Source organism: Saccharopolyspora montiporae (assembly GCF_015209505.1).
Taxonomy (GTDB): Bacteria; Actinomycetota; Actinomycetes; order Mycobacteriales; family Pseudonocardiaceae; genus Saccharopolyspora; species Saccharopolyspora montiporae.
Window position 1 is genome coordinate 288,619 of sequence record NZ_JADEYC010000009.1, and the last position, 12,859, is coordinate 301,477.

The 12,859-nt window shown below is 72.5% G+C and carries 13 protein-coding genes; all 13 read right to left on the reverse strand.

Annotation, left to right across the window (positions count from 1 at the left end):
- Positions 1 to 46: 46 nt before the first annotated feature.
- A complete protein-coding gene (gene panC, locus IQ251_RS06705) occupies positions 47 to 952 on the reverse strand; it encodes a pantoate--beta-alanine ligase (RefSeq protein WP_193927570.1) in 906 nt (301 codons plus the stop codon).
- 38 nt (positions 953 to 990) lie between these two features.
- Entirely contained in the window at positions 991 to 1,890 is a 900-nt protein-coding gene (locus IQ251_RS06710) for a Rossmann-like and DUF2520 domain-containing protein (protein WP_193927630.1), read from the reverse strand.
- A 103-nt stretch (positions 1,891 to 1,993) separates the two neighbouring features.
- The gene (locus IQ251_RS06715; RefSeq protein ID WP_193927571.1) at positions 1,994 to 3,247 is read right to left on the reverse strand and encodes a PrsW family intramembrane metalloprotease; all 1,254 of its coding nucleotides are present in this window, start codon (positions 3,245 to 3,247) and stop codon (positions 1,994 to 1,996) included.
- 50 nt (positions 3,248 to 3,297) lie between these two features.
- Complete coding sequence (locus tag IQ251_RS06720; protein ID WP_193927572.1) at positions 3,298 to 4,185, reverse strand: DUF6779 domain-containing protein; 888 nt, start codon at positions 4,183 to 4,185, stop codon at positions 3,298 to 3,300.
- 136 nt (positions 4,186 to 4,321) lie between these two features.
- The gene (locus IQ251_RS06725) at positions 4,322 to 4,792 is read right to left on the reverse strand and encodes a DUF3180 domain-containing protein (protein WP_193927631.1); all 471 of its coding nucleotides are present in this window, start codon (positions 4,790 to 4,792) and stop codon (positions 4,322 to 4,324) included.
- Positions 4,793 to 4,849: 57 nt separating this feature from the next.
- On the reverse strand, positions 4,850 to 5,353 hold the full coding sequence (folK, locus tag IQ251_RS06730; RefSeq protein WP_193927573.1) for a 2-amino-4-hydroxy-6-hydroxymethyldihydropteridine diphosphokinase: 504 nt from the start codon (positions 5,351 to 5,353) through the stop codon (positions 4,850 to 4,852).
- A 16-nt stretch (positions 5,354 to 5,369) separates the two neighbouring features.
- Positions 5,370 to 5,753: a dihydroneopterin aldolase gene (gene folB / locus IQ251_RS06735; RefSeq protein WP_193927574.1), complete on the reverse strand. Its 384-nt coding sequence runs from the start codon at positions 5,751 to 5,753 to the stop codon at positions 5,370 to 5,372.
- Positions 5,746 to 6,555, reverse strand: coding sequence for a dihydropteroate synthase (folP, locus tag IQ251_RS06740; protein WP_193927632.1), 810 nt, complete (start codon positions 6,553 to 6,555; stop codon positions 5,746 to 5,748). Before folP ends, folB begins: the two co-directional genes overlap by 8 nt.
- 41 nt (positions 6,556 to 6,596) lie before the next feature.
- Positions 6,597 to 7,214: a GTP cyclohydrolase I FolE gene (gene folE, locus IQ251_RS06745; protein WP_370591239.1), complete on the reverse strand. Its 618-nt coding sequence runs from the start codon at positions 7,212 to 7,214 to the stop codon at positions 6,597 to 6,599.
- Positions 7,215 to 7,283: 69 nt separating this feature from the next.
- Entirely contained in the window at positions 7,284 to 9,662 is a 2,379-nt protein-coding gene (gene ftsH / locus IQ251_RS06750; protein WP_193927576.1) for an ATP-dependent zinc metalloprotease FtsH, read from the reverse strand.
- Between the two features lie 236 nt (positions 9,663 to 9,898).
- Entirely contained in the window at positions 9,899 to 10,453 is a 555-nt protein-coding gene (gene hpt, locus IQ251_RS06755) for a hypoxanthine phosphoribosyltransferase (RefSeq protein ID WP_193927577.1), read from the reverse strand.
- Positions 10,454 to 10,613: 160 nt separating this feature from the next.
- Positions 10,614 to 11,588 carry a tRNA lysidine(34) synthetase TilS gene (gene tilS, locus IQ251_RS06760; RefSeq protein ID WP_193927578.1) on the reverse strand — a complete coding sequence of 325 codons (975 nt, stop codon included), beginning with the start codon at positions 11,586 to 11,588 and terminating at the stop codon, positions 10,614 to 10,616.
- Between the two features lie 138 nt (positions 11,589 to 11,726).
- Positions 11,727 to 12,851, reverse strand: coding sequence for an Rv3626c family coenzyme F420 biosynthesis-associated protein (locus tag IQ251_RS06765; protein ID WP_193927579.1), 1,125 nt, complete (start codon positions 12,849 to 12,851; stop codon positions 11,727 to 11,729).
- Positions 12,852 to 12,859 lie beyond the last annotated feature (8 nt).

Below are 12,859 nucleotides of genomic sequence, written 5' to 3' on the forward strand. Positions count from 1 at the left end.
GATGCGGCGACACCTGCATTCCGCCGCCCGCCCGCGCGGGCGGAACTCACGACCCGGACTCGTCGCCACCCAGCACGACCAGCGCGTTGTCGATCAGCCTGCTCGGGCCCACCCGGGCCGCCACCAGCAACCGCGCCTCCCCGCCGTCCGGGGCGGGCCCCAATTCGGTGCCGCGCAACTCCAGGTAGTCGACCTGCACCTCCGGTTCGGCGGCCAGCACGTTCGACGCCTCGCGCAGCACGGCCTCGGCCCCGCCCGGACCGGCGTGCGCCCCCGCGACCAGCGCGGCGGACAGCCCCAGCGCACTCCGCCGCTGCTCCTCGTCCAGGTAGGCGTTGCGCGAGGACAGCGCGAGCCCGTCCGATTCCCGGATCGTGGGGATGCCCTGCACCGCCACATCCAGGTTCAGCTCGCGGGCCATCCGCCGGATCAGCACCAGCTGCTGGTAGTCCTTCTCGCCGAACAGGGCCAGATCCGGTCGCACGATGTTGAACAGCTTGAGCACCACGGTCAGCATCCCGTCGAAGTGCCCCGGCCGGTGCGCGCCCTCCAGCACCGAACCCGCCTCGCCCGCGTGCACGGTGATCTGCGGGTCCGGGCCGTACATGGTCTCCGCGGTGGGCGCGAGCACCAGTTCCACGCCCTCGTCCCGACACGCCTGCACATCGGCGTCGAACGTGCGCGGATACCGGCCGAAGTCCTCGCCCTCGCCGAACTGCAGCGGGTTGACGAACACCGAGACCACCACGACCGCGTTCACGTCCTGACGGGCGCGGCGGATCAGCTCCAGGTGCCCGCGGTGCAGCGCACCCATCGTCGGCACCAGGTGCACGCGGCGACCGGACGCGCGCAGCGCCCGGGTGACCTTGGCCAGCTCGGCGGGTTCGGTGTGCACGGTGAGCTCACCGCGCTGGTACCCGGGTCCGGCTCCGACGCTCTCCGAGGTGTTCATCCCTGCTCCAGGCACGTGGCGCGCCGCCGTCGGCGACGTCATGCGGTCTCTTCGTCCAGCGCTGCCCGGACCTCGGCGGCCCCGTCCGGGCCCAGCAGCCCGGAACGCTCGGCGCGCTCGGCGGTGCGGCGCGCGAGCTCGCGGTAGCCGGCCAGCGCGGCGGGCCCGGACGCGGCGATCGCGGCCAGGTGCGCGCGAACCGTTCCGGCGTCGCCGCGCACCACCGGGCCGGTGATGGCCCGATCGCCGAGGCGCAGGGAGTTGTCCAGCGATGCGGACAGCAGTGGCGCCAGCACCCGGTCCGGGACATCCACCCCGGCCGCGCGCAGCATCTCGGAACTCTCGTTGACCAGCGTGATCACGTGGTTCGCGCCGTGCGTGAGGGCCGCGTGGTACAGCGGGCGGGCCTCCTCGTCGACCCGGACCGGTTCCATGCCCAGTTCCAGCGCCAGCGCTTCGCCGACGCTCCACCCGGCGTCGTCGCCCGGCGTGGCGGTGACCGTCATGCACGCATCCGCCAGCCGCTGCACGTCCTCGTCCCGGCCGGTGAACGTCATCGCCGGGTGCATGGCCAGCATGAGCACCCCGGCGGACGCGGCCGCCTCCAGCACGTCCACGCCGTGCGCACCGCTGGTGTGCACCACGATCTGCCCGGCGCGCAGCGATCCGGTCGCGGTCAGCCCGCGCACCAGCCCCGCCAGGGCGTCGTCCGGCACCGCGAGCAGCACCAGGTCGGCCTGCTCGGCCACCTGGTCCGGCGGCAGTACCGCCGTCCCGGGCAGCATGCGCTCGGCCCGCTCCTGCGAGCTCTCCGACACCGCGGACACCGCCACCACCCGGTGCTGCGCCCGGGTCAGCGCGGCGCCCAGCACGGCACCTACGCGACCGGCCGAGATGATCCCGATCCGCAGCCGGGGGCCGGTGCGGCCAGCAGGCATCGCCACGTCGTCCTCCCTACCGTTCCAGTCCCGTCGACGCGGGTACCGGACAGCACGACGACACTAGCGCCCGGCGCCGCGGGCCCGCAGCCGGGTCGACGGCTCACTCCCGGCCCGGTCGCTGCGCAGGTCGGCGCAGGTCGGCCCGGGTGAGCTCGTCGACTTTGATCTTGGCGGTGCGAATCGCGTTCTGGTGGCCGGTGGCCGTGCGGCGCGCCTGCTTGAGGTCCTCGATCAGCTTCTCCCGGCGGGCGCGGCGGGCAGCGCTCGTGGTGCGCCCCTCATCCGCCCGGTGCTGCAGGAAGGCCAGCTCGGTGACCGCGATCTGGTAGTCGCGCACCGCCTTGGCCGCGTCCGCGCCCGCGCTGCGCCGGACCTTGCGCAACCACCCGCGCCGCCCGGTCAGCGAGGCAAGCAGCTCGACCTCGCTGGGCACGATCAGCCCGGCGCGCTCCAGCACCGGCAGCTGCTCGGCGACGATGCGCTGCTCACGCTTGCGCTGCCAGACCACCAGCCATCCGGTCGCCAGGAACACCGGGACCATGATCAGGAAGTACATGTTCAGGAACTCGGTGCCGCCGAGCAGCGTGGAGGCGTTCCACACCGCGTGCAGCAACACCGCCAGCAGATAGCCCAGCACCGGATATCCCCAGCGCAGCCAGGGATTCGCGGTGCGCACGGCCAGTCCGATGCCGATCCCGATCATCGCGCTGAACAGCGGGTGCGAGAACGGCGCCAACACCCCGCGCAGGATGAACACGGCGACCACGCCGCCGGAGACGCTGCCGAGTCCTCCATCGGCGAACGCCTTGCCGAAGTACAGGATGTTCTCGGTGAAAGCGAAGCCCGCCGCGCTCAGCGCCACGTACACGATGCCGTCCACCAGGCCGTTGAACTCCGACCGGCGGCGGAACCACAGCGCCACCACGAACAGCGCCTTCGCGGCCTCCTCCACGAACGGCGCCATCACGGCCTGCTCCCAGAACCGCCTCCCGTCCGGTGCGAGCAGATCGCCCATGCCGGTGACCGCATCGTTGAGCAGCAGCGCGCACGCCGTCGCCCCACCGGCGCCCCACAGGAACGCGCCCAGCAGCAGGACCGGCGGCTCGGGTTCCCAGCGGTCGATCCAGATGATCGCGCCGAACACGACACCGACCGGCAGCAGCGCCGCCACCGCACCGACGAACGCGGGCAGCGCGCCGACCTTGGAGGTGGTCACCCCCACCATCACCAGGCCGCACACGCCGAGCACGATCAGACCGGCGACCGGCCAACCGACCGCGTGGTGCTTGCGGATCTGCTGCCTGCGCGCGCCGGAAAGATCGGCCACCGGGCCGGGTAGATCAGGACCAGACACGGCCAAGACCCTAGAGAAGGCGTTGGGGCCGCGCCCAAGCAGTCACCGGTTCAGGCCCGCCGCCTGCGCCGACGCTGCGCATCGCCCGTGGAGCCGTACGCGGCCAGCAGGTCCTCGACCGAGGTACCCGCGGTGTGCGCGCCCGGGTCCTCCGCCGCGGCCTCCTCGATCGTGCCCGCGGCCCGCACGCTTCCGGTGCCGACGGCCGGTGCGATCAGCGCGGTCTCCGCGACCGGGTCCGCCCCGTCCCCGGAACTCCGCGCGCCGGCTGCCGGTGCCGGGGGCTGCGAGGCCGGGGGCTGCGGCGCCGGCTCGGGCGGTCGCATCCCGGGCCGCTGCGCCGCCGGGTACTCGGCCGCGCGGAACGCCTGCTGGACCCCTGCTTGCTGGACCCCTGCTTGCTCGATGCCCGCCTGCCCGAACCCGCCGAAGACGGAACCGCCGGACTGGTCCAACGAGCGCACCCGGGTCGACTCGGCGCGCAGGGCCACGTGCTCGAACAGCACGTCCCCGCCCACGACCTTCTCCAACGTCGCGCGCAACCGCTGCATCTCGGACTGCAGGGCCTGGATCTGCGCCGCGGACTCGTCCGCCGCCTGCCGGTAGGCGTCCGCGCGGACCTCGGCCGCGTGCTCCTCGCGCGCGGCGATCTCGCGTTCCAACTCGGACTCGTAGAGGCGCTGATCGTCCTGCGCGCGCTCCTGCGCCCGCACCACCTGGCTGCGCAGCCGCGCCGCGACGAAGGCGCCGGCCAGGGCCGCCCACAGTGCCGCGACCAGGCCCAGCCGCAACAGCCTCGGGTCGTCACTGAGCACCAGCGCAGCGGTCGCCGCGCCCACCAGCAGTAGCGCTCCCGTCCACAACGCGGTGCTGCCGCGCCGCGCGGCCTCCGCACGCTCCTCGGGAGGTTCGGGTCCCGAGCCGACGGTGTCCGACATGCGACCACGGTACCGGCCGGTTATTCGATCGAGACCTGCAAGTCGGCCAACTCGCCACGAGGTTGCCCGATGCGGTCCCGCCGGGGCCCGCCGACCGGTCCAATCCGGGCCGCCCGGCGACCCAGCGGTCCGGGAGTCAGCGGTCGTGCGGCTCCCGCGGCTCGTCCCGGTCGTCCGGCACCCGCAGGCAGTGCTCCAGCCACAGGCCGGCGGCGATGAGCGCCGCCGCGCTGACCGAACCGACCACGATCGCCGCGAGATCACCGCGCGCGGCGAGCACGATCTGCAGCACCGGGAGCACGTAGCCGAGCAGCCCGAGCCACACCCCGAGCATGATCGCCCCGCCCATGGACGAGGCCTTCGCCAGCGCCACCGCCCGCGCCGCGGTGACCGGTTCCGGCGGTTCGACCCCCTGCTTGCGTCGCACCTTGGGCCGCAGCCACACGGCCAGGCCCAGATCGGCCGCCGCGATCACCAGCAATGTGGCCCCGGCCAGGGTCGGCAGCCGCGGCAGATCCCCGTACAGCAGTCGGCCGGAGAGCAGGAAGACCAGCACCGCCGCGAGCAGGCCAGCGGTGACCAGGTGGCGGGGTTGGGTGAACGTCATCCGGCCGTCGTCGGGTGCCATGCCCACCAGGATCGCACCCGGGCGCGGGCGACCGGTTCAGGCCGCCGCGACCAGGTCCAGATCGTCCCGGCGGGTCACCCCGGCCACGTCGTCCGCCGGCAACCGGTGCAGCAGACCGTCCACCCGGCCGTGCCCGGGCAGCACGGCGTCCGGATCGATCGCCAGCCACGGCACCAGCACCGTGGCCCGCGCGGGCGTGCCCGGGTGCGGGAGCAGCAGCTCGGCGTGCTCGCTGCGCACCTCGCCGACGCTCACCACGTCGACGTCCAGGGTGCGCGGACCCCAGTGCTGCTCGCGCACCCGCCGCGCCTGCCGTTCCAGATCCTGCCCGCGCCGCAACCAATCCCACTCGTCGAAGCCGGCGTTCTCGGCGATCAGCACCGCGTTCAGGAAATCCGGCTGGTCGGTCACGCCCCACGGCGGCGTCTCGTACACCGGGGAGACGGCCACCAGCGAGTCCGCGAACCCGCTCACCGCCAGCTGCAGATGCCCGAGGCGATCGCCGATGTTCGACCCCAGCGACAGCACGGCCCTGGTCATCGAGCTCACCTCCGGATCAGGCCGGACCGCCGCGGCCGCCGCGCCGCGACCGGCGGATGGTCACGGCGACATCGGCGAACTCCAGCGGGATCGGCGCCGACGGCTTGTGCAAGGTGACCTCGGTGGCGAACGCGCGCGGGTCGGTCATCACGCCATCGGCGATCTCGGCCGCCACGGTCTCCACCAGGTCACGCGACGGCCCGCCGACCACGGCCGCGGCGCGCTCGGCCAACTCGCCGTAGTGCAGCGTCTGCTGCAGGTCGTCGTCCGCCGCGGCACCGGCCAGGTCGATCCACACGGTGATGTCGACCAGGAACTCCTGCCCGTCCCGCTTCTCCTGCTCGAAGACGCCGTGGTGGCCGCGCACCTTCAGGCCGGTCAGCGTGATCCGGTCAGCCACTGCTCGCTCCTCCGCTGTTCCACTCGGCGGTCACCGCGACCGCGTCCAGCGAGCCGCGCACGTCGTGCACCCGCACACCCCAGGCGCCGCGGTCCGCCGACAGCGCGGAGACCACCGAGGTGGCGGTGTCCCGCTCGCCGGCAGGCCGCGGGCTGCCGTCCGCACCGGGCAGCAGGCCGCCGAGGAACCGCTTGCGCGAGGCGCCCACCAGGACGGGCAACCCGGTGTCGACGAGCACGTCCAACCGGTGCAGCAGCTGCCAGTCGTGCGCGGCGGTCTTGGCGAACCCGAGACCCGGGTCGAGCACGATCGCGTCCTCGGCCACCCCGGCCGCCACCGCGGCGTCGACCTGGCGCAGCAGGACCGACCGGACCTCGGCGACCACGTCGTCGTAGCTGGCGAGGCTGTTCATGTCCTTGCTGTGCCCGCGCCAGTGCATCAGCACCCAGGGCAGGCCGGTCTCGGCCGCCACCCGAGCCATGTCCGGATCGGCCAGCCCGCCGGAGACATCGTTGATGATCGACGCCCCGGCCTCGGCCACCGCCTCGGCCACCGCGGCGCGGGTGGTGTCCACGCTGACCGGCACGCCCTCGGCGACCAGCCCGCGCACCACCGGCAGCACCCGCTCGGCCTCGGTGGCCGCGTCGACGCGCTCCGATCCCGGCCTGGTCGACTCGCCCCCGACATCGATGATGTCGGCGCCCGCGCGGAACATCTCCGCCCCGTGCACGACCGCCGCATCCGTGTCCAGGTACCGGCCGCCGTCGGAGAACGAGTTCGGCGTGACGTTGAGGATGCCCATCACGACGCAGCGCCGCGGGGCGGGAAGCAGGTGGTGCACGGTCACTTCCCCCGAATCAAGGACAGCGCTTCGGACCGGGACGAGGCCGAGGAGCGGAAGATCCCGCGCACGGCCGAGGTCGTCGTGGTCGCGCCCGCCTTGCGGACACCGCGCATGCCCATGCACAGGTGCTCGGCCTCGATGACCACGATCACGCCCCGCGGCTCCAGGCGCTGCGCGAGCGCGTCCGCCACCTGCGAGGTGAGTCGTTCCTGCACCTGCGGGCGCCTGCCGTAGAGGTCGACCAGCCTGGCCAACTTGGACAGACCGGTGACCCTGCCCTGCTCGTTGGGGATGTAACCGACGTGCGCGTAGCCGTGGAACGGCAGCAGGTGGTGCTCGCACTGCGAGTAGACCGGGATGTCGCGCACCAGCACGAGTTCCTCGTGCGCCTCGTCGAAGGTGCGGTCCAGGACGTCGTCCGGGTTCGTGTAGAGCCCGGCGAACAGCTCGCGGTAGGCCCTGGCCACCCGGGCCGGGGTCTCGCGCAGCCCTTCGCGTTCCGGGTCCTCGCCCGCTGCGAGCAGCAGTTCCCGGATCGCTGCTTCGGCACGCTCCTGGTCGAACTGGGTGGAGTTGAGAGCACCATCGGGGCGGGAGTCATCGTCTCCCGCCCCGATGGGCTCGACCGAGCTGGTCAATCTCGTTCCTTTACCGGTGTGGCGCCCGCCGGACCGGTGACCCGCCGGTCACCGTCCGGTGCCGCCGCCATCGCCGTTGTCCCGGCCCGGACCCGCCTCCGAGTTGTTCGGCGGGGCCTCGGGCTGCGTCCCGTCCTGGCCCTGGGTCGTGCCGTTCGGCTCGCCCTGCTCGGACGGCGACTGCTGCCCGCGCTCCCAGGAAGGGACCCAATTGCTGTTGTACTGGCTGCCACCAGAGTAGTGGGACCCCGACGGCGAGGTCGCCGGCGTCCAGCCGGGCGGCGCCCCGTAGTTCGGCGGGACCGCGGACGGCGCCCCGGAACCGGACTGGCCGCGCTCACCCCGCCCGTTCTGGAAGTTCCCCGGTGCACCGGCTCCGGCCGGGGTGGTCGCCCCGTCCGCCGGGCGGTTCTGGGCGGTGTCCTCCGGCTCGTCACCGGCGGCCGACTCGTCGACCTCGGACGGCGGCGGCGTGGGCTCCTCCTCGACCGGCGGCCACGGCTCCCCGCGTTCCTTGGCGAGTTCGCCCGGCGTCTTGATCGGCGGCTTCTCCGACGGCGTGCGCCCGCTGAAGTCGTTGAACGTGGTGATCCGCGGGCGCTTCTCCACAGCGGAGAAGACCCGTTCCAGGTCCGCCCGGTTCAGCGTCTCCTTGTCGACCAGCTCCAGTACCAGGTCGTCGAGCACATCGCGGTAGGTGTTCAGGATCTCCCACGCCTCGGTGTGCGCCGCCTCGATGAGCCTGCGCACCTCCTCGTCGATCTCGTGCGCGACTTCCAGCGAGTAGTTGGGCTGCTGTCCGGCGGTGCGGCCGACGAACGGATCGCCTTCCTCCTTGCCGTACTTCACCGCGCCGAGCTTGGCGGTCATGCCGTACTCGGTCACCATGGCGCGCGCGATCTTGGTGGCCTGCTCGATGTCACTGGAGGCACCGGTGGTCGGCTCGTGGAAGACGAGCTCCTCCGCCGAGCGCCCGCCGAGCGCGAACACCAACCGGGCGATCATCTCCGAGCGGGTCATCATGTCCTTGTCGTCCTCGGGGACGACGAGGGCATGCCCGCCGGTGCGGCCGCGCGGCAGGATCGTGAGCTTGTAGACGGGGTCCAGGTCGGACATCGCCCAGGCGGCCAGCGCGTGCCCGCCCTCGTGGTAGGCGGTGATCTTCTTGTCCCGCTCCGAGATGATCTTGCTCTTGCGCTGCGGACCGCCGATCACCCGGTCCACCGCCTCCTCCAGCGCGGGTGCGGTGATCAGCTGGCCGCCCTCGCGCGCGGTGAGCAGCGCCGCCTCGTTGACGACGTTCTCCAGGTCGGCACCGGAGAAGCCGACCGTGCGCTTGGCCAGGCCGTCCATATCGGCGTCCTCGGCCATCGGCTTGCCCTTGGCGTGCACGTTCAGGATCGCCCGCCGACCGCGCATGTCCGGTGCCGCGACGGGGATCTGCCGGTCGAACCGGCCGGGGCGCAGCAGCGCCGGGTCCAGGATGTCCGGGCGGTTGGTCGCGGCGATGAGGATGATCCCGCCGCGCGAGTCGAACCCGTCCATCTCGACCAGCAGCTGGTTCAGCGTCTGCTCGCGCTCGTCGTGCCCGCCGCCGAGGCCGGCGCCGCGCTGGCGGCCGACCGCGTCGATCTCGTCGACGAAGATGATGCACGGCGCGTTCTGCTTGGCCTGTTCGAACAGGTCGCGCACCCGGGAGGCGCCGACGCCGACGAACATCTCGACGAAGTCCGAACCGGAGATCGAGTAGAACGGCACGCCCGCTTCACCGGCGACCGCCCTGGCCAGCAGGGTCTTCCCGGTACCCGGCGGGCCGTACAGCAGTACGCCCTTCGGGATCTTGGCGCCGAGCGCCTGGTAGTGGCCCGGCTGCGCCAGGAAGTCCTTGATCTCGTGCAGCTCTTCGGTGGCTTCGTCCGCGCCGGCGACGTCGCTGAACAGCGTCTTGGGCATGTCCTTGGTCAGCTGTTTGGCCTTGGACTTGCCGAAGTTCATGATCCGGTTTCCGCCGCCCTGGGCGTTGTTCATCATCCACATCAACAGCAGGACGATGAGCAGGACCGGAAGCATGTAGATCAGCATCGTGACCAGCAGCGAGTCCTGGGTGACCTTGGTGTTCCACTCGGGGATCTGGTTACCGCGGATCTCGTCGACGATCTGCCCGGTCGCACCGGCCGGGTAGTACGCCATCAGCTGATCGCTGTCGGCGAAGGTCTGCCCTTCCTTCAGGGTCAGGCGGACGCGCTGCTCCTTGTCCTCGATCGTCGCTTCGGCGACCTTGCCCTCGGAGATCTGGGCCACGGCGTCCGAGGTCGAGATCTCGCGATAGGAGCGGGTGTCGTCCAGCAGCGTGCTGATCCCGAAGAACACCAGGACAGCGACGAGAATCCACAGCAGCGGATGGCGGAGCAGGCGCTTTCGGTCCATTCACTTGCGGCCGGCGGGCGGCCTCGACCCTCCCTGACAGTCATTTCGGGCAACGGCTGCTCGGCAAGCACACGTCATCCGCACCGTCAACCCCTCCGGACCAGCCTACCGGCCGACGTACGGGTGCGACCACGCCGAGCAGCGCGCAGGAGTTCGAGCGTACTCCGCCCGGGTGGGGTGTGGCTGCCGAGGGCCGAAACCGGACGCGGTGGACAGCACCCGCGCCCGGCCGACGATCACACGCCGGAGGTGTAGACCTTCGGGTCCAGCGAACCGATGTGCGGCAGGTCGCGGTAGCGCTCCGCGTAGTCGAGGCCGTACCCCACGACGAACTCGTTCGGGATGTCGAAGCCCACGTAACCGACCGGCACGTCCACCTGCACCGCGTCCGGCTTGCGCAGCAAGGTGCACACCTCCAGCGAAGCCGGGTTGCGCGCCTCCAGGTTCTTGAGCAGCCAGGACAGCGTCAGCCCCGAGTCGATGATGTCTTCCAGGATCAGCACGTGCCGCCCGGCGATGTCCCGGTCCAGGTCCTTGAGGATGCGCACCACCCCGGACGAGGACGTGGTCGAGCCGTACGAGCTCACGGCCATGAACTCCAGCTGGGCAGGCTGCGGGAGGGCTCGGGCGAAGTCCGTCATGAACATCACCGCCCCCTTCAGCACACCCACCAGGAGCAGATCGCCGCTGACGTTCCGGTAATCCTCGTCGACCTGTTTCGCCAGTTCGACGACCTTGTCGTTGATCTGCTGCTCGGTGATGAGCACGGAGGCAATGTCGCCGTCGTACACGGCCCCGCTCCCCCTCTTTCCGGACTCGAAACGAACCTTGGAACTGCGCGGACGCGCCGGCGACTCCCCACCGCCCGGTGGAGCACCGCCACCGCGAGCGGCGCCGGTCTGGAAGCGGATCGCGCCGGCGCCCGCTGCTGCACCGGCCACCTGCGCCGCGTCAGCCATTCGGCGGCTTGCGGCCCGCCGCTTCCACCAGAAGCGTCCCATGCTCCCGGCGGAGCACAAAGTCGCCCGGCAACGCCCGACCCCCCTGGCCCCGCCAAGAACCCACGAGATCGTCGGCCGCGCGCAGGTGCGCATCGCTGAGCTCCGGCACCCCGCGGTCGAGCAGCCAGGAGCGCAGCACCCGCCTGCGGATCGCCGCCGGCGCCTCCGCCAGCGCGGCGGCGTCCAGCCCACCAGCAGCCTCGACGCGCTCACGCACCTCCGCGGCGAACCCGTCCAGCACGGCCGAGTCCTCGCGCAGCTGATCGGCCGTGCGGGCCAACGACGCGCCCGCGCCGCCGCCGAGCACGTCCTCCAGCAGCGGGAGCACCTCTGTGCGCAACCGCACACGGGTGAACGTCGGGTCAACGTTGTGCGGATCGTGCCACGGGGGCAGGCCGAGCTCCCGGCACGCCTGCTCGGTCGTCTCCCGGCGGACCCCGAGGAACGGCCGCACCCACGGCGGGTCGGATTCGGCCATCCCGCGCAGCGAGCGCGCCCCGGACCCGCGGCCGAGCCCGAGCAGCACGGTCTCCGCCTGGTCGTCGAGCGTGTGCCCGAGCAGGACCGGCGCCCCGGCGGGCCGGGCCGAGCCCAGCGCCGCGTAACGAGCCCGGCGGGCAGCCGCTTCCGGCCCGCCCGGCCCGCTCACCTGCACCGGGAGCACTTGCGATCGGAGGCCGAGCCCGGACAGCTGCTCCGCGGTGCGCTGGGCGACCTCGGCGGATTGCGCCTGCAGCCCGTGGTCCACGACCAGCCCGTGCACCTGCAGACCGCGCCGCAACCCGACGTGCGCGGCCGCCGCGGCCAGCGCCAGCGAATCCGGACCGCCCGAACAGGCCACCGCGACCGCATCACCGGTGATCACCGAGCCCAGCAACCGCCGCACGGCGCCGCGGGTGGCGGTCAGGGCGGGAGGAGGGGGCACGCATACATTCTGGCCGGTCGGCGGATGCCCGGGGTGCGGGGTGCCCCCGCACACATCCCGGGGTGCGGGGTGCCGGGGGTGCCCCCGCGAACGTCCCGGGGTGCGGGGTGCCCCCGCGAACGACGGCCGGGCGCGTCGTCAGCCGTGCACGCGGCGGACCCAGGCCGGCGGGTCGACCAGCTCCGCGCGGGTCGGCAGCTCCTGCGGCGAGTTCCACACCGCGTTGAAGCCGTCCATGCCCACCCGGTCCACCACGTAGCGGGTGAACGCCGCGCCCTGCGCGTACTGCTTGATCTTGGCGTCCACGCCGAGCAGGCTGCGCAGGATCCGGTCCAGCAGGCCGCCGCCCTTGCGGCGCTCGGTGAACCGCTGCCGGATGGTCGCCACGGTGGGCACCACCTGCGGCCCCACCGCGTCCATCACGTGGTCGGCGTGCCCCTCCAGCAGCGTGGACACGGCCAGGATGCGGTCCAGCGCGTCCCGCTGGTCCGGGCTCTGCAGCAGCTCGACGAGCCCCAGCACGCCGGGGCTGGTCTCCCGGGCGGGGTTGTCCGCACGCGCCTCGCGCACCGCGGCGGGCAGCCGGCTCAGCACCTCACCGGTCGTGCCCTCCATCGCGGTCAGCAGAGCACCGAGGCTGGCGGTGAAGTGCTCGCGCAGCCACGGCACGGCGTTGAACTGCAACCGGTGCGTGGATTCGTGCAGGCACACCCACATCCGGAAGTCGTCCGGCGGAACGCCGAGGGCCTGCTGCGCGGCCACGATGTTCGGCGCCACGAGCAGCAACCGCCCGCGCTGGCCGGGCACCCCCGAATCACCGAACGGATCGAACTGGCCGAGCACCTTGCCGCCCAGGTAGGCCAGCACGACACCGGCCTGCAACCCGGCGCCGCGGGCGTTGAGCCCGGCGAGCAGGTCGCTCGACTGCGTCGCCGGATCCTCGGCCAACGCAGCATCGGTGAGCTGGGACAACCCGTCGGCGGCCGCCCGCACCCAGGTCGGCCGGTCCACGACGGACCCCTCCAGAACGGGCAGGTCCAGGCCCATCCCGGTCAGCTCCCGGACATGGGTCTCCGCGTCCACCGAGAACCGGCGCAGCGCGCGCACCGCCTCCTCGGCGTGCACGCGGTCCACCTCCGGACCCGGGCGCAGCAGCCGGTTCGCGGTGGCGACCGCGGTCTTCCAGTCCAGCGCGCTGGGCCCGTCCGCGCCGCTTCCGGCGCGTTCCGGTGGCGGCAACACGGCAGTCGATCGAGCTTGCACGTCTTCGA

Bases quoted from the DNA above. Each gene is read 5' to 3' on its own strand.
- panC (WP_193927570.1), bottom strand. From the start codon at position 952: ATGAACACCTCGGAGAGCGTCGGAGCCGGACCCGGGTACCAGCGCGGT.
- IQ251_RS06710 (WP_193927630.1), bottom strand. From the start codon at position 1,890: ATGCCTGCTGGCCGCACCGGCCCCCGGCTGCGGATCGGGATCATCTCG.
- IQ251_RS06720 (WP_193927572.1), bottom strand. From the start codon at position 4,185: ATGTCGGACACCGTCGGCTCGGGACCCGAACCTCCCGAGGAGCGTGCG.
- IQ251_RS06725 (WP_193927631.1), bottom strand. From the start codon at position 4,792: ATGACGTTCACCCAACCCCGCCACCTGGTCACCGCTGGCCTGCTCGCG.
- folK (WP_193927573.1), bottom strand. From the start codon at position 5,353: ATGACCAGGGCCGTGCTGTCGCTGGGGTCGAACATCGGCGATCGCCTC.
- folP (WP_193927632.1), bottom strand. From the start codon at position 6,555: ATGGGCATCCTCAACGTCACGCCGAACTCGTTCTCCGACGGCGGCCGG.
- ftsH (WP_193927576.1), bottom strand. From the start codon at position 9,662: ATGGACCGAAAGCGCCTGCTCCGCCATCCGCTGCTGTGGATTCTCGTC.